The organism is Blochmannia endosymbiont of Camponotus sp. (assembly GCF_023586085.1).
Classification (GTDB): Bacteria; Pseudomonadota; Gammaproteobacteria; order Enterobacterales; family Enterobacteriaceae; genus Blochmanniella.
Genome location: NZ_CP097757.1, coordinates 445000 through 468121 on the forward strand (window position 1 = coordinate 445000; position 23122 = coordinate 468121).

Annotated in this window: 21 protein-coding genes and 1 tRNA gene; 11 read left to right on the forward strand and 11 right to left on the reverse strand. The window is 28.2% G+C overall.

The window, feature by feature from the left end; genetic code table 11:
* Positions 1-241: 241 nt before the first annotated feature.
* A complete protein-coding gene (gloB, locus tag M9400_RS01910; RefSeq protein ID WP_250232167.1) occupies positions 242-997 on the reverse strand; it encodes a hydroxyacylglutathione hydrolase in 756 nt (251 codons plus the stop codon).
* A gap of 306 nt (positions 998-1303) precedes the next feature.
* The gene (gene rnhA, locus M9400_RS01915) at positions 1304-1759 is read right to left on the reverse strand and encodes a ribonuclease HI (protein WP_250232169.1); all 456 of its coding nucleotides are present in this window, start codon (positions 1757-1759) and stop codon (positions 1304-1306) included.
* Positions 1760-1818: 59 nt separating this feature from the next.
* Between rnhA and dnaQ the strand changes: the two genes are divergently transcribed.
* Together dnaQ and lpcA are read left to right on the forward strand one after the other, a co-directional pair.
* Positions 1819-2571, forward strand: coding sequence for a DNA polymerase III subunit epsilon (gene dnaQ / locus M9400_RS01920; RefSeq protein WP_250232171.1), 753 nt, complete (start codon positions 1819-1821; stop codon positions 2569-2571).
* A gap of 186 nt (positions 2572-2757) precedes the next feature.
* Entirely contained in the window at positions 2758-3345 is a 588-nt protein-coding gene (gene lpcA, locus M9400_RS01925) for a D-sedoheptulose 7-phosphate isomerase (protein WP_250232172.1), read from the forward strand.
* A gap of 150 nt (positions 3346-3495) precedes the next feature.
* Here lpcA and M9400_RS01930 read toward each other — a convergent pair.
* Together M9400_RS01930 and M9400_RS01935 are read right to left on the reverse strand one after the other, a co-directional pair.
* Positions 3496-3572: transfer RNA gene (locus M9400_RS01930), tRNA-Thr, on the reverse strand.
* Between the two features lie 55 nt (positions 3573-3627).
* Entirely contained in the window at positions 3628-4230 is a 603-nt protein-coding gene (locus M9400_RS01935; protein WP_250232174.1) for a peroxiredoxin C, read from the reverse strand.
* Positions 4231-5711: 1481 nt separating this feature from the next.
* Between M9400_RS01935 and tgt the strand changes: the two genes are divergently transcribed.
* The 8 genes from tgt (at position 5712) to M9400_RS01975 (ending at position 13159) form a co-directional block, all read left to right on the forward strand.
* Complete coding sequence (gene tgt, locus M9400_RS01940; protein WP_250232176.1) at positions 5712-6818, forward strand: tRNA guanosine(34) transglycosylase Tgt; 1107 nt, start codon at positions 5712-5714, stop codon at positions 6816-6818.
* Positions 6819-6890: 72 nt separating this feature from the next.
* Entirely contained in the window at positions 6891-7238 is a 348-nt protein-coding gene (gene yajC, locus M9400_RS01945; RefSeq protein WP_250232178.1) for a preprotein translocase subunit YajC, read from the forward strand.
* A 33-nt stretch (positions 7239-7271) separates the two neighbouring features.
* On the forward strand, positions 7272-9131 hold the full coding sequence (gene secD, locus M9400_RS01950) for a protein translocase subunit SecD (protein ID WP_250232180.1): 1860 nt from the start codon (positions 7272-7274) through the stop codon (positions 9129-9131).
* 64 nt (positions 9132-9195) lie between these two features.
* Positions 9196-10107 (forward strand): protein translocase subunit SecF, encoded by a 912-nt coding sequence (gene secF, locus M9400_RS01955; protein WP_250232182.1) that lies wholly within the window; start codon positions 9196-9198, stop codon positions 10105-10107.
* A 324-nt stretch (positions 10108-10431) separates the two neighbouring features.
* On the forward strand, positions 10432-11559 hold the full coding sequence (gene ribD / locus M9400_RS01960; protein ID WP_250232698.1) for a bifunctional diaminohydroxyphosphoribosylaminopyrimidine deaminase/5-amino-6-(5-phosphoribosylamino)uracil reductase RibD: 1128 nt from the start codon (positions 10432-10434) through the stop codon (positions 11557-11559).
* A 100-nt stretch (positions 11560-11659) separates the two neighbouring features.
* On the forward strand, positions 11660-12130 hold the full coding sequence (gene ribH, locus M9400_RS01965) for a 6,7-dimethyl-8-ribityllumazine synthase (protein ID WP_250232185.1): 471 nt from the start codon (positions 11660-11662) through the stop codon (positions 12128-12130).
* Positions 12131-12164: 34 nt separating this feature from the next.
* Complete coding sequence (gene nusB, locus M9400_RS01970) at positions 12165-12584, forward strand: transcription antitermination factor NusB (protein ID WP_250232186.1); 420 nt, start codon at positions 12165-12167, stop codon at positions 12582-12584.
* A gap of 122 nt (positions 12585-12706) precedes the next feature.
* Positions 12707-13159, forward strand: a complete 453-nt coding sequence (locus tag M9400_RS01975; RefSeq protein ID WP_250232189.1) for a phosphatidylglycerophosphatase A family protein — start codon at positions 12707-12709, stop codon at positions 13157-13159.
* 84 nt (positions 13160-13243) lie between these two features.
* Here the strand turns inward: M9400_RS01975 and dxs are convergent, their stop codons facing one another.
* Both dxs and ispA read right to left on the reverse strand, forming a co-directional pair.
* Positions 13244-15112: a 1-deoxy-D-xylulose-5-phosphate synthase gene (gene dxs, locus M9400_RS01980; protein WP_250232190.1), complete on the reverse strand. Its 1869-nt coding sequence runs from the start codon at positions 15110-15112 to the stop codon at positions 13244-13246.
* A gap of 29 nt (positions 15113-15141) precedes the next feature.
* A complete protein-coding gene (ispA, locus tag M9400_RS01985) occupies positions 15142-16065 on the reverse strand; it encodes a (2E,6E)-farnesyl diphosphate synthase (protein ID WP_420022267.1) in 924 nt (307 codons plus the stop codon).
* Between the two features lie 311 nt (positions 16066-16376).
* Between ispA and thiI the strand changes: the two genes are divergently transcribed.
* Positions 16377-17837, forward strand: a complete 1461-nt coding sequence (gene thiI / locus M9400_RS01990; protein ID WP_250232191.1) for a tRNA uracil 4-sulfurtransferase ThiI — start codon at positions 16377-16379, stop codon at positions 17835-17837.
* 168 nt (positions 17838-18005) lie between these two features.
* Here the strand turns inward: thiI and M9400_RS01995 are convergent, their stop codons facing one another.
* From M9400_RS01995 to cyoB, 5 genes are all read right to left on the reverse strand, one after another.
* Positions 18006-19166, reverse strand: coding sequence for an MFS transporter (locus tag M9400_RS01995; RefSeq protein WP_250232192.1), 1161 nt, complete (start codon positions 19164-19166; stop codon positions 18006-18008).
* Positions 19167-19374: 208 nt separating this feature from the next.
* Positions 19375-20244 (reverse strand): heme o synthase, encoded by an 870-nt coding sequence (gene cyoE / locus M9400_RS02000; RefSeq protein ID WP_250232193.1) that lies wholly within the window; start codon positions 20242-20244, stop codon positions 19375-19377.
* Positions 20245-20265: 21 nt separating this feature from the next.
* A complete protein-coding gene (cyoD, locus tag M9400_RS02005; RefSeq protein ID WP_250232194.1) occupies positions 20266-20568 on the reverse strand; it encodes a cytochrome o ubiquinol oxidase subunit IV in 303 nt (100 codons plus the stop codon).
* A 3-nt stretch (positions 20569-20571) separates the two neighbouring features.
* Positions 20572-21144 (reverse strand): cytochrome o ubiquinol oxidase subunit III, encoded by a 573-nt coding sequence (cyoC, locus tag M9400_RS02010; protein WP_284307535.1) that lies wholly within the window; start codon positions 21142-21144, stop codon positions 20572-20574.
* Positions 21137-23098: a cytochrome o ubiquinol oxidase subunit I gene (cyoB, locus tag M9400_RS02015; protein ID WP_250232196.1), complete on the reverse strand. Its 1962-nt coding sequence runs from the start codon at positions 23096-23098 to the stop codon at positions 21137-21139. Before cyoB ends, cyoC begins: the two co-directional genes overlap by 8 nt.
* Between the last annotated feature and the right edge of the window lie 24 nt (positions 23099-23122).

A 23122-nucleotide genomic window follows, 5' to 3' on the forward strand; every position in this document is an offset into this window, starting at 1 on the left:
TATTAATTAGTCAGACTATTATAGAAAATACGATATTTCTTATCTTAATAAAGAAATATCGTATTTAAACGCAGATGTAACTATAACATAAATTACAATGTGTTTTTGGATTAAGTGATATATTTTATAAAAGTTTTAAACTTTTATAAAATATATCACTTAATCCAAGTATAATAATCGATGAAAGTTTATTATAAATTTGTAGTAATTATTTTTAAAATTTAAAAAACTGGAAGAAAAATTAAAACAAATCCTTTTTTTTACGTAATTCATAAAAAACTTGCCATTTTTCTTTTATATCAGACGATAAATTAAGTGATCTTTTTACATCTATATTATTACAACGAAAAAAAGGATTAACTTTCAGTTCTAAATCTATCGTGGTCGGTACAGTGGCTTTATTATTTTCACGTAATTTAATTACCCTATTACGATAATTAATAATAAACTGATCATGAGGTAACATAGAAATAGCAAAATTAACATTAAGTAAAGTATATTCGTGCCCACTAAAAATTAAAGTATTACAAGGAAAATGCCTAATTTTTACAAAAGACTCATACATCTTTTGAGCCAGTTCCGCGCAAAACATACCACAACCTGCAGAAAATACAGTATCACCGCAAAATAACCAAGGTGCGCTGTAAAACCCAATGTGCCCTAATGTATGCCCAGGAAAATGAAATACCCTAAATTTTTTTTGCAATAATAAAAAATCGTCTCCCTCTGATACTAAAAAATGAACACTATTATTTTTAGTTTCCAAAGGGCCATAAATAATTGTTTTTGGAAAATATTGCATTAATGCGCTCACCCCATTGACATGATCGGGATGATTATGAGTTAATAAAATTGCCCGTAACACAAGCTGAAATCTCTTTAAAATTTTTAATACTGCTACTGCTTCCCCGGGATCAATAACTATACATTCATTGCTATAATTATATAGAATCCAAATATAATTAGTATTTAATGCTGAAACTCTAATGATATTCATAATTAATTACGCTATTTAATAAATTATTAAATAAATATTTTAAATTTTTAACAACACACAATATATAAAATTTGTTATTTTTAGTATTTCAGATCAAATTTGTCAAATATAAATATAATACGCCAGAAAAATTAGATAATTATTGTAAGATACATCATGCTACTAAATATAGAAAATAGTATATAATATAATTTGTAAAAAATTTTTATAAAAATAGAAGCATTCTATATGCAAAAAATTATATTTATAAAAAATATACATTTATTTAAGTAAAAAATAATTACTTACAATAATATATTATTATCATTAATAAAAATCTTCATTTAAAGGATACTTAGCGGCTAATCGAGCTAATTGATCACATCGTTCATTATCTGGATGTCCAGTATGACTTTTCAACCAATTCCATTGCGCAATGGAATGTGGTTGTGTCGCTATGTCTAAACGTTGCCATAAGTCAATATTTTTTACTAATTTTTCTTCAGCAGTTTTCCAATGATGTTTTTTCCATATGTGAATCCATTGAGTAATCCCATGCAATAAATATTGACTATCAGTATTTAAAATAATTTGACATGGATTTTTAAGTGATTCTAACGCAATAATAGCCGCCATTAACTCCATACGATTGTTAGTAGTTAAACGATATCCAATGCTAAACTCTTTCTTATATTGTTTATATCGTAATATAGCGGCACAACCACCCGGGCCTGGATTACCAAGACATGATCCATCAGTGAAAATTTCTATTTTTTTATACATATATAAGATATATTATAATGTTAATTATAAATTAACTAGTGTGATACAAATAAGAAGATATGAGCACTGATATTATACGACAAATTGTTCTAGATACCGAAACCACTGGTATGAATAAGTTTGGCCTGCACTATGCAGGCCATAGAATTATTGAAATCGGGGCAGTAGAAATAATAAACCGTCGTTTAACTGATAATAAATTTCATGTATACCTTAAACCAAATCGTATAATCGATATTGAAGCTTTTCAAATACATGGAATTAGCAATCAATTTTTGAAGGATAAACCAACTTTTTCAGAAATAATAAATGAATTTTTAATGTTTATTAGCGATAGCGAATTAATTATTCACAATGCTCCATTCGATCTAGGTTTTCTTAATCAAGAGCTACAGATATGCAACAAAAGCCAAAAAAAAATAGAATCTTATTGTACTATAATTGACAGCCTAAAATTAGCTCGTAAAAAATTTCCAGGACAACGTAATAATTTAGATGCACTATGTGAACGTTATTTTATCAATAACAATAAACGACGAAATCTACATAGTGCATTAATTGATGCACAGCTTTTAGCTAATGTATTTTTATCCATGAGCGGAGGACAAACAAAAATGGAATTTATGAAAATAACAAATATGCCAAATAACAAAGTTAGTAATTCAATGCGATTGAATAATAATACAAAATATGTTAATACCAATACAACATCATCAAAAATTATTTATGCCGATGAACAAGAAAAATTAGCCCATGAAGCATGTTTAGATCGTATACAGAAAACAAATAAAAACTGTATATGGCGACAGTAATAATAATATAACAAATAATAAGTTATTTAACTAGGTTGTAGATAAATGATAACCCAAACAAATATATTTATTATTAATAACAGTTAAAAAATTATATATCTGATCTGTTATATCAGATATAATGCGGTTTATTGCAATTATAGTATTATATTTATCCTATATATATTTCTATTTTCAGGAGTTATCATGTACCATGATTTAATTTGCAATGAATTTAATGAAACCATAAAAATGATGCAGATTTTTATTCGTGAAAAACGTAATATTTATACAATAGAATCGTCTGCACAACTTATTGCCAATACTTTCAAAACAGGAGGAAAGGTATTATCTTGTGGAAATGGTGGTTCACACTGTAATGCTATGCACTTTTCAGAAGAATTAACCGGACGTTATAGAAATAATCGAGTGGGCTATGCAGCTATAGCTATTTCTGATCCATCATATTTATCATGCGTCGGTAACGACTTTGGTTATGAATATGTATTCTCTCGCTATGTTGAGTCTGTCGGAAATGAAAAAGATTTACTATTTGCCATTTCTACTTCTGGTAAATCAACCAATATTTTATATGCTATAGAAGCGGCGCATAAAAAAAACATGAAAACAATTTTTTTGACTGGAGAAAAAAAAGGAAATAAATTATCTAATTCTATAAATTTAGAAATTTGTGTACCATACTCAAGTTATCCTGATCATATTCAAGAAATTCATATTAAAATCATTCATCTACTCATTCTAATCGTAGAAAAAGAAATGACATCTGTTTATTAAAAAGAACTAAAAAGTTAGCACGAGCTTGCAATACACGAAGGATTTTCATCACATCATATAAAATTTAAAATAATTAAATCTTTAATATCAATCCCCCACAAGATTTAAAATCCCAATGTGGCGGAAAGTTTAAACTAAATCATATCATTATGCCGATAATAGGATTTGAACCTATATCCTTCGCATTACGAATGCGCCGCTCTGCCTATTATATGAGCTATATCGGCATAAATTAATTTAATTACAAAAAATTAACATATCAATATTATTGGATGTTCTATTTTATAATTGAGAGAAATTACCAATAAGATAATTCATTACTCCTTGCTGAGATGCTTCTAATCCCTCTTTATTTTTACTCCATTGAGCAGGACACAAAAGACCATGAATCTCATGGAATTGTAATGCATCTATCATACGAATCATCTCATCAAAATTTCTACCAAATGGCAAATCATTCACCACCTGATGTCGTATAATTCCTAATTTGTCTATTAAAAAAGAAGCACGTAAAGCAACTCCTTTATCTAAATGTTCAATACCATATTTTTTTATAATTTCATGTTTTACATCAGAAACCATAGTATACTGCAACGACCCAATCCCTCCCTGACTTATAGGGATGTTCCTCCAAGCACTGTGTACAAAAACTGAATCTATAGAAACTCCAATAACTTCTACATTCCGTTTCTGAAACTCAACATAACGTTTGTCACAAGCAATTAATTCTGATGGACAAACAAAAGTAAAATCCATAGGCCAAAAAAATACTATCGCTTCCTTTTTATTAATACAATCTAATAAATTAAAATTATCTACAATTTCCCCGCTTCCTAATACTGCAGAAGAAGTAAAATCTGGAGCACAACGACTAACCAATACCATATTTAACCTCTCAACTTTTGCTTAAAATATTAACATATTAAATATGTGAATTAATTTTATACTAATAATCAACATCCTATTTTAACGTTTAACCCATCTTTATGCAAATAATATCAAAAGGAAATATTATTAAATAAAGGATTATTATTCTTTTAAAAAATGTAATTGTTGACAATTTTAATTATTTTTATGAATAAATTATTTTAATCAAATTATTACATATAATATATATGTTTTAAAAATAAATTTATTTTTAGTTATTAAAATAACAATTTTTCATACATTACACTATCTATATATATTATCTTAATCAATTGTTTATACATTAAATTTTTAACTAAAAAATTAATAATTTATTATAATAAATTTAAATAAAATATATAAATTACTTTATAATAAAACTATTCAAACAAGTTCCAGATTTTTTATTTAAATTGCTTATAAACTAAATTATTAAATATCTATATTTAAACAAAAATTTCATCAATTATAATCAGATTACAAAAATAATTAACTAATAGTTACATTAGATTGTTTAAATATTTTAAAAATTAGTATTAAAATATTTTAATATTTAATTATATCAAAATAAAATCTATTAGATTATGTAAATGTAATAATGGAAGAATTAATATTTTTATAGCAACACTGATTATATACAATCTTTCAGTTGATAAAATTGATGTCTGATATAGTACAATAGCATTAAATAACGAGAATATACACGCTTACAATATAGGATATATACTTAATAGTTTCTACAAAATATTTTACAAAATTTATTTATTAATGATTATGATTAATAATCGTATGTATGATGTAAAATAATACCAACTATATGTATCTATCTCATCTCATTTTAATACATAAATGCAACAGATTATAAACAACAGATCAAAACATTACGATATATAAACCAAATTTAGGTGATTATTTCAATAGTCAAGTGATATTTTCGATAATTCTTTATTGACCAAATTTTACAATAATATGAAAATGATTTCATAACCTTATATAACCATTTTATTGTATTAATTAACACAAACTCTATCAAGATAAAATTGTACTAATGCAATAAACATATACAGATGTTCATAACACGATGGTTAACTACTACATTAAAAATAAAAACATATATACAATAATCGATGTCAGTCAGCTAACATAAAATAATCAAATACTACATCAATATGTAGTATCAATATAATATAATTATTAACTTCATTTTTAGTGATATATTTCAAAAATTAAGTTTATTAAAATTAATAAAAATTAAATTAAAAAAAGAAAACTATCATCATATATTTACTGAGAATCATGAACTATATCATATAAGTATAAATATGTAATTATAAAAACAATATATTTATTATTTACAGTATATCTAGACACAGATTCATAATAAATTATATAAGTTTATAGTCAATCTCCATCATATTTGTATTTGATTGATAAATATTTATTTAGTTAGGATAAAAATTATGACATTTCAATTATTACAAACAGATGGTTGTGCTCGTCTTGGTAGACTTATTTGTAACCGAGGAATAGTGGATACGCCTGCCTTTATGCCAGTAGGAACCTGTGGATCTATAAAAACATTAACTTCGGAAGAAATTAAAGAAAGTGGAACACAAATTATTTTAAGTAACACTTTTCATTTGTGGTTACGTCCCGGCACAAATATCATAAAATTACATGGTAATCTACATAAATTTATGAACTGGATGGGTCCTATACTTACAGATTCGGGAGGATTTCAAATATTTAGTTTAAGTAAAATACGCATGATTACAAAAGAAGGGGTATACTTTAAGAGCCCTATCGACGGGCATCTTGTATTTTTAACTCCAGAAAAATCTATCGAAACTCAACATGATTTACAATCTGATATAGTTATGATATTTGATGAATGCACATCTTATCCTAATACTTGGGATTATATAAAAAAATCAGTAGACTTATCTTTACACTGGGCTGAACGCAGTCGTTTGCGTTTTGATACATTACATAATTCAAATATGTTGTTTGCCATTATTCAAGGAGGAATGTATGAACATTTAAGAGATATATCGGCAAAAGAATTAATAAATATCGGTTTTGATGGATACGCAATAGGAGGTTTATCGGTAGGTGAACCAAAAAAAGATATGCATCGTATTTTATCTCATATATGTAAAATAATTCCCAAAAATAAACCACGTTACTTAATGGGCGCTGGTAAACCAGAAGACTTGCTAGAAGCTGTACGACAAGGCATTGATATGTTCGATTGCGTTATACCAACTCGTAATGCTCGTAATGGATATTTATTTGTTTCTGATGGAATAATTAAAATTCGTAATACACAGTATAAAACAGACACTTCTCCGATAGATAAGAACTGTAATTGTTATACTTGTCGATATTATAGTCGTTCGTACTTACATCATTTAGATCGTTGCAAAGAAATCCTTGGTGTACGTTTAAACACCATTCATAATTTACGATATTACCAGAATTTAATGAAGGAGTTACGCCAAGCCATAAAAATGAAATCATTAAAAAATTTTATTAATATCTTTTATCAACGTACTAATCGTATTTAGTTATTAAATTACAAATTAAATATTTTTAAATTAAACCAATAATGCAACTATTTTATATCATAGGAAACACACATGAATATATTCATTAACACTGCTTGGGCCAGTGCTAATTCCAATTCCCAGAACAACCCATATTCTTTAGCAATTATGTTAGCAATATTTGCTGGAATTTTCTATTTTATGATTTTTAGACCACAACAAAAACGCAATAAAATTCATAAAGAATTATTGAGCTCTATCTCCAAAGGAGATGAAATTCTAACCAATGGGGGGATAATAGGCCGCGTAGTCAGAATTACAGAAACAGGCTATATTTTTATCATTCTCAACGAGAAAAATGATACCAGTGGCAATGAAATATTAATTAAACGTGATTGTGTTACCGCCATTTTACCTAAAGGTACAATGAAAGCATTATAATTCTTAATATTACGTACCTTGAGATAAAAACCGGTGTTAAATCATTATTCTTTATGGAAACATCTCGCAGTTATACTAGTGTTTGCTACTGGTATAATCTATACATTACCCAGTCTATATGGAAATAAACCTGCAATATATATTACTCAATATATTACAGAAGAAAATCATCAAGCACTTGATAATGTCTTATTATCTAAAATAAAAAAAATACTAAAAAACGAAGAAATAACTAATAAATCCATTTCATTACAAACAAATAAAATTTTAATACAATTTTTTTGTGAAAAAGATCAACTAAAAGCTTATCAAAAATTATCAACTATTTTCATAAATAAATACCAAATATTTCTTTGTACTACTCCAGCGGCCCCATATTGGTTGTCTGTAATAAAAGCCAAACCTATAAAATTAGGATTAGATTTATGCGGGGGAATATATTTTGTAATACACGTAAATACAGAAATTATACTAAATAAATTACAAGAACAATATATTGATACCTTAAAGGCTACCTTATTTGAAAAAAAAATTCCTTATACAAAAATGTATAAAATTAAAAATCATGGAATTGAAATTAATTTTCAAAATTCTAATTATAGAAATAAAGCAATTATACCGCTATCCGAAATAAATCATGATTTAATAATACATAGAATAGAAGATAATAAATTAAACCTTACTTTCTCTGAAAGAAAAAAATATGAAATTTGTGAACATGCAGTACAACAAAATTCTACTATTTTATATCATCGTATACACCAATTAGGTATTACTGAACCATTAGTGCAACGTCACGGAATTGATCGTATTATTATAGAATTACCCGGCGTTCAAGATATTAAAAAAGTTAAAAAAATACTTAGCACAACAGCAAGCCTAGAGTTTCGTCTAATTAATTCAGCAATAAGTGACTTTGAAATAAATAATAATTTAATTCCAGAAGATTCTGAAATAAAGCTGACTAATAATGGCTATTTAGTGCCATTATACAAACAAGTAATTTTATCTGGAAATTTTATTGTAAATTCCAATACCAGTTTAGATGAATATAACCGTCCTCAAGTAAATATTACTTTAGATAAAATAGGCAGCTCTATAATTTCAAACTTTACCAAAAACAATATTGGAAAAACTATAGCTACTTTATTTGTAGAATACAAAGATAGTGGAGAAAAAGATTCTAAAGGCCATCCACTTCTCATCAAACATGAAAAAATTGTCAATATCGCTACTATTCAATCTCAATTAAATAATAATTTCCGTATTGTTGGAATTAATAACTTAAATGAAGCACGCCATCTATCGCTATTATTACGTATGGGAACTCTAACAACACCTATTCATATTGAAGAAGAACGAATTATTGGCCCTATGCTTGGTAAAAAAAATATCACACAGGGATTAACTGCGTGTATTTTAGGAGTATTAACTTCTATATGTTTTATGGTTTTGTGGTACCATTACTTTGGATTAATTGCGAGTATTGCACTAATTGCTAATTTAATACTTATAATAAGTATAATTTCTATAATCCCAGGCATGGTATTAACTATGCCAAGCATAGCGGGGATTATATTAACTTTATCCGTAGCTGTAGATGCAAATGTATTAATTAATGAAAGAATCAAGGAGGAACTAAAACAAGGTAGACCCGTGCAATATGCCATACATACAGGGTATCGTAAAGCATTTACTAGCATTGTAGACGCAAATATTACAACTATTATTACCTCTATTATATTATATTTAATTGGAACAGGGCCAATTAAAGGATTTGCCATTACTACGATCATTGGAGTAGGGACATCAATGTTTACATCTATTGTTGGTACTCGCTCTGTTGTTAATTTAGTTTATGGAAAAAAACACATTAATAAACTATCTATTTAATTTTATTGAATTTTTAAAACTATATATTATATTATCAATATAACCTCAATTTAAATCTATTAATATGAACAACACTTACTATAAAATTTATAATTTTCTCTCATGGAGACGTATAATATTTTTTTTATCAATATTTTTATTTTTTATTTCATGTTGCACTATGGCAGCACGTGGTTTTAATTGGGGGTTAGATTTTACCGGAGGCATATTAATTGAAATTGTTTCAGAAAAAAGTATAGATCCCATCGAAATTCAAAATATTTTAGTTCAGTCAGGACTTAAGCATACTATAGTACAACATTTTGGTTCCCCCCAAGATATAGGAATACGAGTTCCATTAGATTCAAATAAAAATCAAATCAACCAAAACACTATAAATAATGTCTTACATATTTTACAAAAGACTATTACTCAAAAATTTTTTATTAAACAAGCAAATTGGATTGGTCCAAGTGTTAGTAACCAATTAATAAATACAGGAATCATAGCTTTATTAGTTGCATTAATATGTATCTTACTATATATAACGTTTCGTTTTGAATGGAGATTGGCTACTGGAGTGGTTGTATCTTTAACATATGATATAATAGTTATTTCAGGTACTTTATCTTTGTTAGCTACTAAAATAGATTCAACCATTATTGCTGCTTTAATGTCAGCAATTGGTTATTCTATTAATGACAAGATTGTCATTTTTGATAGAATTAGAGAAAATTTCCGTCGCATATCTATAGTAGAATCTATAGATATTTTTAATATATCATTAAGTCAGGTACTAAATAGAACTATTATAACTTCAGTTACAACTATTATGGTACTATTTATATTATTAATTTTTGGGGGAACTATATTACATGGATTTGTAACAACCTTATTACTTGGCTCGATTATTGGGACAATATCTTCTATATACATTGCTTCAGCTTTAGCGTTTAAACTCGGTACTACACGTAGTCATTTTATTAAAAAAAACTAAATCAAACAAAATTTTTTACTGATGATATGTTATATTCTTAGTTAATGCATGAAATATATAATTGTGTTTAGAACATAGCTTACAATCAATATATAATTATATTTTAAATAATATATCTATAATGATTTGTGTATCATGTTCTGATATGTATGTATAATTACAATTTCAACTTGCACTAAATATTAATGATAACACAATAACAAAATCTAAATAAATATGCTCTTATAGTATCGGATATAAATAATTATTGTTATTGATATAACCAACTCATATAAAAATTACATTTAGTTTTACAATCTCAGGATACTATAATTGATCCATATCATGCTACATGACAAAACATATTTAACACGCGCATTACAATTAGCATGGAAAGGACGATTCACTACAATGCCTAATCCTAATGTAGGATGTGTTATTGTTCGTGATAACAAAATTGTAGGAGAAGGATATCATATACGGGCTGGAGAAGCACACGCTGAAATACATGCATTGCGTGTTGCTGGAAATTTATCAAAAGGAGCAACTGCCTATGTTACTTTAGAACCATGTAGCCATTATGGACGTACTCCTCCCTGTACTTCTGCATTAATTAATGCAGGAATTAAACGTGTTGTAGTAGCTATGCTAGATCCTCATTGCTATGTTAGAGGAAGAGGATTACGTTTATTAAAACAAGCAGGTATTAAAGTACAACTTAATAGTCTTATGTTATCTGAAGCCGAATCGATAAATCGAGGATTTATCAAACGTATACGCACTGGATTACCGTGGGTCAAATTAAAATTAGCCGCATCTTTAGATGGTAGAACGGCTATGTCTTCTGGAGAAAGTAAATGGATTACATCTGCGCAAGCACGCCAGGATGTGCAACACTTTCGTGCAGAAAGTGATGTTATTCTTTCTACTGCTAGTACTGTTTTAGCAGATAATCCAAAATTGAATGTACGCTGGTCATGTTTTTCAGATGAAATAAAATGTATTTATGCAAATAATGAAATTAGACAACCATTACGAGTAATTATTGATAGTTCAAATAGAGTACTTCCAACACATCATGTTATACGACGCAAAGGAAAAGTTTTACTTGTTCGATTAAAAAAAGATCATCGAAATTGGCCTCCAGCAGTAGAACAACTATTACTACCATCAATTAATTATTGTGGACACCGTCGCGTGAATCTCATAGAACTAATGAGATATCTTGCAAATCGAGAAATTAATAACGTTTGGGTAGAAGCAGGAGCTACCTTTTCGGGAATACTGTTGAATGTCGGATTAGTAGATGAACTTATTTTATACCAAGCCATAAAATTTTTAGGATCTGATGCACGACCTTTATGTTTATTGCCTAATATTAAGTGTCTTAATGATATTAAATCTTTTGAGTTAATTGATATAAAAAATATTGGACCAGATCTTCGTTTAAGATTAATACCAAAAAATATATAATACATTATGTTTATAAGTTATTTTGATATTATGCTATAATACGTCTATACGCAAATATAAATAATATAATTTATATAATAGATAAATAGTAAGGATTGTTATGAATATTATTGAAGGCGATACTACGGCAAATACAGCAAAAATATCTATCGCTGTAGTTAGATTTAATCGTTTCATTAATAATAATTTACTTGAAGGCGCTTTAGACATTTTAAAAAGAATCGGGCACATAAAAGATGAAAACATAACTATAATATGGGTTCCGGGAGCTTATGAATTACCACTAATTGCAAAGGCATTAGCTATTAGCGACAAATATGATGGAATAATAGCTCTAGGAACGGTGATTCGAGGAATTACTTTACATTTTGAATTGATTGCAAAAGAATGCAGCTCTGGTTTATCTAATATTTCAATTGAAAATACATTGCCCATTGGATTTGGGTTACTTACTACAGACAATATTAGTCAAGCTATAGAACGTTCAGGTGTCAAATCCAATAATAAAGGGTCAGAAGCTGCTTTAGCCGTTTTAGAAATGATTAATATATTACAGATAATTAAAAAATAGTTTTTACTATATGTAATCTGATAAAAGGAATTACGTGAAAACAATTAGCCGAAGACGTGCCCGTGAATGTGCGTTACAAGCATTATATTCTTGGCAATTATCTAAAAATAATGCTAAAGAAATAGAAAATTATATTATAACAGAACGAGATATTAAAAACTTCAATATTTCTTACTTTCATAAGTTATATATTGGAGTGATTCACTTTGCTGAAGAGTTAGATAAATTAATGATACCACATCTATCCCGAAATTTAGAAAAACTAGGATATATTGAACATGTAGTGCTGCGTATTGCATTATTCGAGCTAATAAAATGTAATGATATACCATATAAAGTTGCTATTAATGAAGCAATTGAGCTTGTAAAAATTTTTGGAGCTGAAAAAAGTCATAAGTTTGTTAATGGAGTGTTAGATAAAATAGTTACTCAGATTTGTATTAATAAAAAATAATCGTACTATCGATTTATGATTAATGGTCATAAAATAAAAACTAAATTTTAATAAAGTAATAATTTATTTTATTATTTATACCTCTCTAAATACAATAAAGAATTAATATGAAATTATATAAAATGTGGTATTTATTCGCTACTGGGTTCGGATTAGGAACAATTAATTATATGCCTGTAGGAACCGTAGCATCTTTATTAGCAATACCAATATGGTGGATATTGGTACATTTATTTCCATATAAATTTTATTTTTTGTTCCTGATTACAGGAATAGCGTTTGGCATATTTTTTTGTGATCAAGCTACTAAAACGATTGGCATTCATGATCATAAATCGATCGTTTGGGATGAATTTATTGGTATGTGGACTATATTAACTATAATCCCTATAGACAGTTGGTTATGGACAATTATTGCATTTTTATTATTCAGAGTATTAGATATTACAAAACCTTGGCCAATCTCTTGGTGTGATCATACAATAAAAGGTGGATTCGGAATTATTATTGATGATATATTAGCAAGTATTATATCTGTTGGTATTATTTTATCTCTGATGAGAGTATATAATTAAAATATTTTATAAAATGAATTTCGATAATTTTATAGACTAATTTGTTATTTAATATATCAACATTACATCATAACTAATAATAATTTAATGTATCCATGTTATTATCTTTTTATAAATCCCCATACTATCTAATCCAAGCTCAGAGAGTATTTCTGATTGCGATCCCTGAGGAATAAAAAAATCAGGCAAACCAATATTTAAAACCGGAACTAATAATTTATTCTGCATAATAAATTCGTTGACGCCACTTCCCGCTCCACCTACTATTGTATTTTCTTCTAAAGTTATTAGAAACTGATGATTTTTAGCAAGAGTCTTTATCAAAATCTCATCTAATGGCTTAATAAATCTCATATCTACTAATGTTGCATCCAATTCAGATGCGACATTATAAGCCGACCGCAATAAAGTGCCAAAATTAAGAATAGCAATATAATTTCCCTGACGACGTATTACACCCTTACTTAATGGAAGAGCATATAATTTTTTTACATCAGAATCACCGGGAACAGCATATCCTTTAGGATAACGCACAACACTAGGCCCATATTGATAGCGATATCCTGTGTATAACATTAGTTTACATTCACACGCATCACTTGGTGCCATGATTATCATATTTGGAATACAACGTAAATACGATAAATCAAAAGCACCTTGGTGAGTTTGTCCGTCTGCTCCAACAATACCTCCTCGGTCGACAGCAAATAAAACAGGTAGACTTTGAATGGCCACATCATGGATTACTTGATCATATGCGCGTTGCAAAAATGTTGAATAAATAGCAACAACTGGTTTATATCCTGCTATAGCTAATCCAGCAGCAAATGTTACAGCATGTTGCTCAGCAATCGCAACATCAAAATACTGTTTTGGATATTTCTTAGAAAACATATTCATTCCAGAACCTTCTCGCATAGCAGGCGTAATCCCTATAACTTTATTATCGTGAGCTGCAACTTGGCATAACCAATCACCAAAAATTTCAGAATAAGTTATACTTTTAGTATTTTCTATAGGTAACGATCCGATTTTAAGATCAAACTTTGGCACTGCGTGCCATTTGATAGGATCTTTTTCTGCAGGTTTATATCCAAAACCCTTTTTAGTAATAACATGTAAAAATTGAGGTCCCTTCATATTACGTATGTTTCTTAAAGTATGTACTAATTCTAATACATTCTGCCCGTTGATAGGCCCAATATAATTGAAACCAAGTTGTGAGAATAATGAACTCGACGTACTAAAATTCTTGATTTTATTATCCATACATTCAATTAATTTTTTAGCCACAAAACCATCAGATAATATTTTATTATTATCTGATTTTAAATCGGAATATATTTTTTTTGAAAAAATATGAGCATAATGATTATTTAACGCTCCCACGTTTTTTGAAATAGACATTTCATTATCATTTAATATAACTAATAAATCAGACTTGATAGATCCAGCATGATTCATTGCTTCAAAAGCCATACCAGCAGTTATTGCTCCATCTCCTATAACACATACTGTACGACGTCCTAACATTTCTCGTTCTGCAGCAATTGCTAATCCTAGTCCCGCGCTAATAGAAGTAGAAGAATGTCCTACCGATAATACATCATATTCGCTTTCATCACGACAAGGAAACGGATGTAATCCATTTCGATTTCTAATACTAAAAATAAGCTCACGACGCCCTGTTAGAATCTTATGTGGATACGCTTGATGTCCAACATCCCAAATTAAATAATCAAATGGGGTATTATATATATAATGTAATGCTACAGTAAGTTCTATAGCTCCCAATCCAGACGCAAAATGTCCACTAGATCTACTAACACTAGTTAAAAGAAATTGACGTAATTCATTACACAATTTCATTAAATTATCTTCAGATAAACGTCGTAATTCCTTTGGAGTATTAATTAAACCTAATACGGAGTATTTATTTAAGCTGCAGTTCATATTAAATTTTAATATATTATTTTAAAAAATTAATCGCTACGTTTAATAATATAACGTGAAAATGCAGATAAAGTACTGGTGTTATAACCTAATTTAGCAATACATTTTAAAGATGTTAATGATTCATAATATAATTCTTCAGCTTTAGAGCGAGCCGTATTTAACCCCAATACTTTTGAATAAGTATTTGTATGATCATGTTTCGATTGTCGTATACTTCGTACTTGCTCCCCTTTCTTGTTCTTATATGCATGAGACGAAGTATCTATAATATCATCTCGTATTTGAAAAGCTAAACCTATGGTTGTAGCATAATGATCGAGAGATTCCAATGCATCATGACTTTTATTTCCTGCCGATAAAGCTCCAATACGAACTGCCGCTCGAATTAATGACCCTGTTTTATATTGGTATATAGTTTCTAATTGTGTAGCTGACACATTTTTATTATTTTTATTAATTAAATCTAAAGACTGTCCCAAACACATTCCATTAGCACCGCTGGCAGCAGCTAATGTAGCAATCATTTTTAAACGATCTTGATCTGCAATTGTTGGCATATGTGCTTCTGCAAGAATAGTAAAAGCCAATGTATGTAGAGCATCACCTGCTAAAATAGCAATAGCTTCACCAAACTTAACATGACATGTCGGATATCCTCTGCGTAGCTTATCATTATCCATAACAGGTAGATCATCATGAATTAAAGAATAAGCATGTATACATTCGATAGCTGCTGCTGGAGCATTAAGTCTTGACGATTTAATACCAAATAATTTTCCTGTTTGATACACTAAAAAAGGACGTAATCTCTTTCCGCCCAATAACACACTATAACGTATTGCTTGTGTGAGAAGAGAGATGTCCCGATTAAGAAACATAACCAGATAGTGTTTAATAGCATTATCTACTTGTTTATGGCTATCACGCAACTCATTAATAAAATCAAGCATAAGTATAATATTTTAATATATCACAAACCAAAATTTTGACTAATATATGCCTACTTAAATTACATACATATATGTAATTATATACTATAAGAATATTTAATATGTTATTATGACTACGGTTTATTTTAACAAATTTAAATCTCATTTGCATATATCCTATAATAAACTATAAAATAACGCATTAAACTTCTTATGTCCATACAAGAAGTAACTAGATTATATTAAGATGATTAATATTATTTATTTAATATGATAGATTGAATATAGAGTATTAATTCTCATGTACGTTTAGAATACTACAAGACATTAATATGAAAATAATCATTAAATTTTCACCGGAAATTACCATAAAAAGTCGTGCCGTACGGATATTTTTTATAAAAATTCTTGTTATCAACATTAAGACTATTTTAAAAAAAAATAAAGAATCAACATCAATTATACGTCATTGGGATTATCTTGAAATAATATCTAATAACAATCAAAAAATATGTACTATTTTAACGAATATTCCTGGTATTCATCATTTTTTGTTAGTTGAAGAGAGTATATTTAATTCTTTAGAGGATATTTATAAGAATGTTATACTTAATTTGAACTGTAATATTGAATTATCAGGAAAGAACTTTTGCGTACGAGTTAAACGTCATGGCACACATAATTTTACTTCTCAAGAAGTCGAACATTATTTAGGAAAAAAACTGTGTCAAAACATAAATAATACTAGAGTTAATTTAATAAAACCTGAAAAAATTGTATATTTAGAAATTAAGAATAATCAGCTTTTTATAATTATCAAACGTTTTGAAGGATTAGGAGGATTACCAATAGGTACACAACAAGAACTAATATCATTAATTTCAGGAGGATTTGATTCAGCGGTCGCTAGTTATATGTTAATCCGACGTGGATGTAAGGTTAACTATTGTTTTTTTAATTTAGGAACACCCATGCATACTATCGAGGTTTCTAAAGTGATATATTATTTATGGAATAAATTTAGTAGTTCTCATAAAATAAAATTTATCTGTATTGATTTTTCAGAAGTCATTAAAGAAATTGTTTCTAAAATAAAAGATAATCAAATAGGAATAGTATTAAAGCGTATGATGATACGCTCTGCATCATTAGTAGCTGATCGATGGAAAATAACTGCATTAATGACAGGAGAAGTACTAGGACAAGTATCTAGTCAAACCTTGACTAATCTAGCGCTTATTGACAGTGTATCTAATCATATAATATTTCGCCCTTTAATTTCTTATGACAAAGAAAAAATTATTAATTTAGCTCGAAATATAGGAACAGAAAAATTTTCAAAATCTGTTCCAGAATATTGTGGCACAATATCTCAAAAATCAGCCGCAAAAACCACAAAAAAATGCATCGAACTTGAAGAAAATAATTTTGATTTCACTATATTAGACCGAGCAATATCTCAATCTTGTATAATAGATGTGCAAAATATTCCTGATCAAATAATCAATCAACATTTATTTGAAGTGGAAACTAAAAAAATATTAAATGACAACGATATAATATTAGATATACGTACAGAAACTGAACAAAGGAATAATCCTCTTTATTTAACTAATATAAAAATAAAAAAAATACCTTTTTACAAATTAATCGATCAATTTTCTAAATTAGATCCAAATAAAGTGTATGCACTATATTGTGATCATGGCACAATGAGTAGATTACAGGCTATGTATCTATACGAACAAGGATTTCGTAATATAAAGATTTACCGACCTCCATTATCTCGTTAATTTATTAAAAGTGCAACATATACTACATAACTATATTTTATAGTTTATGTATTTATAAAGAAATTATTGATCTCCTTCTTTTATGAAAGAACAACTAAGTTTTTATTTCAAGTATTTAATATTATTAAAGTTTTAATTGCAATTTTTGAAATATTATTAAATTATAAATTATCGTAACATATAACTCATAATAATACACAAAGTTGATATGATTAATGCAGAAAATAATACTAACCATATTCCTTTTATTTCTAATAAAAATCCGCCTAAAATTCCTCCGAATCCTACACCTAAAAATTGCCCAACAGAATAAATACTAATAGTAGTTCCTTTATATTTTTTTGGAGATTCTTTACTGATTAAAGTAGGCAATATTGCTTCAATTAAATTAAATGCTACAAAAAATAACTGCATACCAAACAAAAACATTCGATAATGACACATACTCGTCAACATAATTAACTCAGATAAAAATAAAATATTCATACAAACAATTAATGCTTTCCCTGTATAATTTTTACCCTCAAAACATATGACACATGCTAACACTGTTAGTGCAGACATTATCATGATAATACTATAAATTTTCCAATGCGCTCCAAGTGGGAATCCTAAATTTATTATCGCTTTAGGCAAAGCGATAAAATTTAGGATTAGAATAGTATGTACACAAAATATACTAAAATTTAGTTTTATTAATTGAGAATGAGCGAATATTTTTTTAATTTCATTAAACATAACAAATAAATTTTCATTATTTTTTATTGGATAAAAAGAAATTGGTGTGATTACAATATAGGTAAATATTATAGCTAATATAGCTAATATAGTAACAATATGAAATAACCCATGTAACCCAAAGATATCCGCAATAATTGGACCAAAAATCATAGAAGTAGCAAAAGTGATACCAAAACTTATTCCGACTGAAGCCATGGCTTTTATATGATGTTGTTCTTGAACCGTTTCTAATAACAATGCCATAAGTGAACTGCTTATAGCTCCTGATCCCTGTAGTGCGCGTCCAATAATCAGCCCCCAAATATTATTAGTAGCAGCCGCAATCTCGCTACCAAGAGCAAACAACACCAAACCCCCAATAATAACAGGCTTCCGTCCAATTTTGTCAGACATTAATCCAAATGGTAATTGAAATATTATTTGCATTAATCCATATATTCCAATCGCCACACCCATTAAATGCCCATTTGCTCCTGTAAGAGCAGGAACGTGAATAGTTAGGACGGGTAAAACCATAAACACACCTGACATACGAAGAGCAAATATTATTCCCAATCCTAGTATAGTATGCAGTTCTTGATTAGTCATTACAATGCAAAATACATAAATATTCTGAATACAAATCAGTATAGTAGTTTTTTAATATCTATACGTATAGACATTAAAATAAAAATTTACAAATTTTCACAACATTAAACTATTTTTTAAAGTTATACTCCAAAACATATCTGTAATTAATTTTACTAAAAAATATGAATTTCATACATAAAAATATAAATATATAATAATAAATCATTTATATGTGAAATAAAATAGGATCTAAAGATAAAAACAAATTTAAGGATACTACAATAATAATAGACAATTGAAACATTCTCCTTGCCCATAAACTATCATTATTAATTATTTTATACCCATATGATCCTATATATAACCACCATAAATTCATTATGCTAATTATTATTAAAAATATATAACTAGTATATCCCATTACAGTAAATAATATAGTTGCTATAATAAATCCAATAATATATACAATCATATGATTCTTAGTTGACTTAATCCCCTTTTTAATAGGAAAAGTTGGGATTCGGGCTGCCTTATAGTCATGTAATCGTAAAATAGCAATAGAATAAGAATGTGGGATTTGCCACAAACTAAAAATCATTAATAATATCAAGGCTCCTATATCAAATCGATTTGTAACAGCGCAATATCCAATCACTGGCGGCATTGCTCCTGAAATACTCCCAACTATTATGCTATAAATAGATTTACGTTTCATCCACAAGCTATATATTCCAACATATGTGAATAAACCTATTGCCGCTAAATATACTATTAAAAAATTTTTTGTATAAATCAAACATAAAAAACCAAATACACTTAAAATTAAAGCATACAATATACTTTTATTTAAAAACAATCTACTATGTTGTGCTAACACTCTATTTCTAGTTCTTTCCATAACCGAATCAATATCTCGATCAATAATGTTATTTAATAAACAACTAGCAGCTATAACTAATGACATCCCTATAATCATTTCAATAAATAAAAGATAATGTATATGGCCTCGTGATGCTATTAAAAATCCTCCTATAGCCGACATTAAATTTCCTATAACAATCCCCGGTTTTATTAAATGTAAATAATGTTTATTCATACCATAAAGCTGTCTTATTATTCAAACCATCAAATTATGATGCAAATGTGTCATAATCCATATACTTCCAAATACAAGAATAAAAACAATAAATACCGTAAATATTAAAGATATCAAATTCCATACTTGATGAGATTTGGTTCCCAAATGTAAAAAGAAAATTAAATGAACAAAAATCTGAATTACTGCACACGATATAATAATATACATCAATATCTGTTTGTTAGTTATATTATATGTAACCATAAAAAATGGAATGATTGTCAAAATTATAGATAATACAAATCCAATCAAATATGAATTATGTGTATAACCATTTTTCATAAATTACAATGCTCCTATCAAATATACTTCAGTAAATACGCATATCCATATAATGTCAAGAAAATGCCAAAATAAGCTTAAGCATTGCAATCGTATGTAGTTAATTTTAGTTAACCCCTGATATGTAACATGTAAAATCATTACTACAATCCAAATAAGCCCCGCCATTACATGTAGCCCATGGGTTCCTACCAAAGTAAAAAAAGAAGAAAAAAATGCATTTTGACGTGGATTGTATCCCGATTGAATTAAATTAAAAAATTCATAGGTTTCCATTCCAATAAAAAACAAACCTAATAAAAAAGTCATTCCCATCCAAATATTTACTTTTTTCACATATAATTTCTCTGCATATATCATGACCTTACCGTAAGTAAAACTGCTTAATAGCAAGCAACAAGTCTCTATAAATATAAGAGGTAATTTAAAGATTTCTTTTCCTGAAGAAAAATTTTCTATACCATTGCATAACACTGAGTACATTGCGAACAAGCTTGCAAATAAAACACAATCACTCATTATATACAACCAAAAACCAAATATTGTTTTTTTATTTAAATTATTGTGTTTATGCATTATTAATATATTCAACTTCTTTAATTTTATCTACTGATACAGTATATTCTGTATTATCATTAAATGTATGAATAATCCAAGTTGCAACAATTCCAAATATACTAAAAATAACTAACCACCATATATACCAAATCATACCAAATCCAAATAATAAGCTTAAAAAAGATATTAAAACTCCAGAATGAGTATTTTTAGGCATGTGTATTGATGCATATTGATCAGAGCAAAAATTGACCTTTTTATTATTTTTTACATACCAAAAAACATCACGATCATCATTTATGATGGGAATAATTGCAAAATTATAAAATGGGGGAGGAGAAAGGACAGACCACTCTAAAGTAGATCCATTCCATGGATTTCCATTTAAATCTTTGCACTTATCACGATTTAAAATACTAACTGTTACTTGGATACATTGACATATAATACCTAACCCAATTAATATAGTACCTATTGATGCTGTTACTAACATTGATGAAAATATTGGATCAATTTGCTGACTTAATCGGCGAGTCATGCCCATAAATCCTAAAATATATAACGGCATAAATGCTATATAAAATCCAATAATCCAAAACCAAAAAGCTCTCTTTCCCCATTTTTCATTTAAAATATATCCAAAAGCTTTAGGAAACCAATAAGTAGCGCCAGCAAAACAACCAAATAACACACCCCCAATGATAACATTATGAAAATGAGCAATTAAAAATAAACTATTGTGTAATACAAAATCAGCCCCAGGTACAGCCAATAATACCCCAGTCATTCCTCCTATAGAAAATGTAATAATAAATCCAATAGTCCATAACATCGGAGAAGTAAAAATAATTTTCCCTCGATACATAGTAAATAACCAATTAAAAATTTTTACACCAGTAGGAATGGCAATTACCATGGTCATAATACCAAAAAATGCGTTAACATTAGCACCTGCCCCCATGGTAAAAAAATGATGCAACCATACACAAAAAGATAATACAGTAATAGCAATAGTAGCCCATACTAACGAAGTATATCCAAACAATTTCTTTTGTGAAAAAGTAGACACAACTTCTGAAAACACACCAAACACAGGTAAAACTAAAATATATACTTCTGGGTGCCCCCAAGCCCAAAATAAATTAATATACATCATCATATTTCCACCCAAATCGTTAGTAAAAAAATGGGTTCCTAAATAACGATCTAACGTCAATAATGCAATAGTAACAGTTAAAATTGGAAAAGCCGTAATGATTAACGTATTTGTACATAATGCAGTCCAAGTAAATACTGGCATCTTCATCATTGATAAACCTGGAGCTCTCATGTATAAGATTGTAGTAAAAAAATTTATACCAGTTAAAGTAGTTCCTATTCCTGAAATCTGTATACTCCATATCCAATAATCAACACCAACACCAGGACTGTACTCTTTACTTGATAATGGTGGATAACCTGCCCATCCTGTTTGCGCAAATTCCCCTATTCCTAAAGAAAGATTTATTAAAATTACACCCACCATAAACAACCAGAAACTTAAAGAATTCAAGAAAGGAAAAGCAACATCTCGTGCTCCAATTTGTAACGGAACTATCAAGTTCATTAACCCTATTACAAAAGGAGTAGCCATGAATATAATCATGATCACACCATGAGCAGTAATTACTTGGTTATAGTGATGAACTGAAAGAAATTCATACAACCCAGAAGAAGACAAAGCTTGTTGTGCTCTCATCATAATCGCATCAGCAAAACCACGTAAAAACATAACACATGCAACTACAATATACATTATTCCAATTTTTTTATGATCTACAGAAGTAATCCATTCATCCCAAATATATTGCCACTTATTATAATATGAAATAATACCAGTAAGTATCATTCCAATAAAAAGAACAATGACAATTGTCGACATAATAATTGGATCGTTATATGGAATAGAGTGTATTGTTAATTTTCCAAACATTACTTCATTATCCTTATATATTTA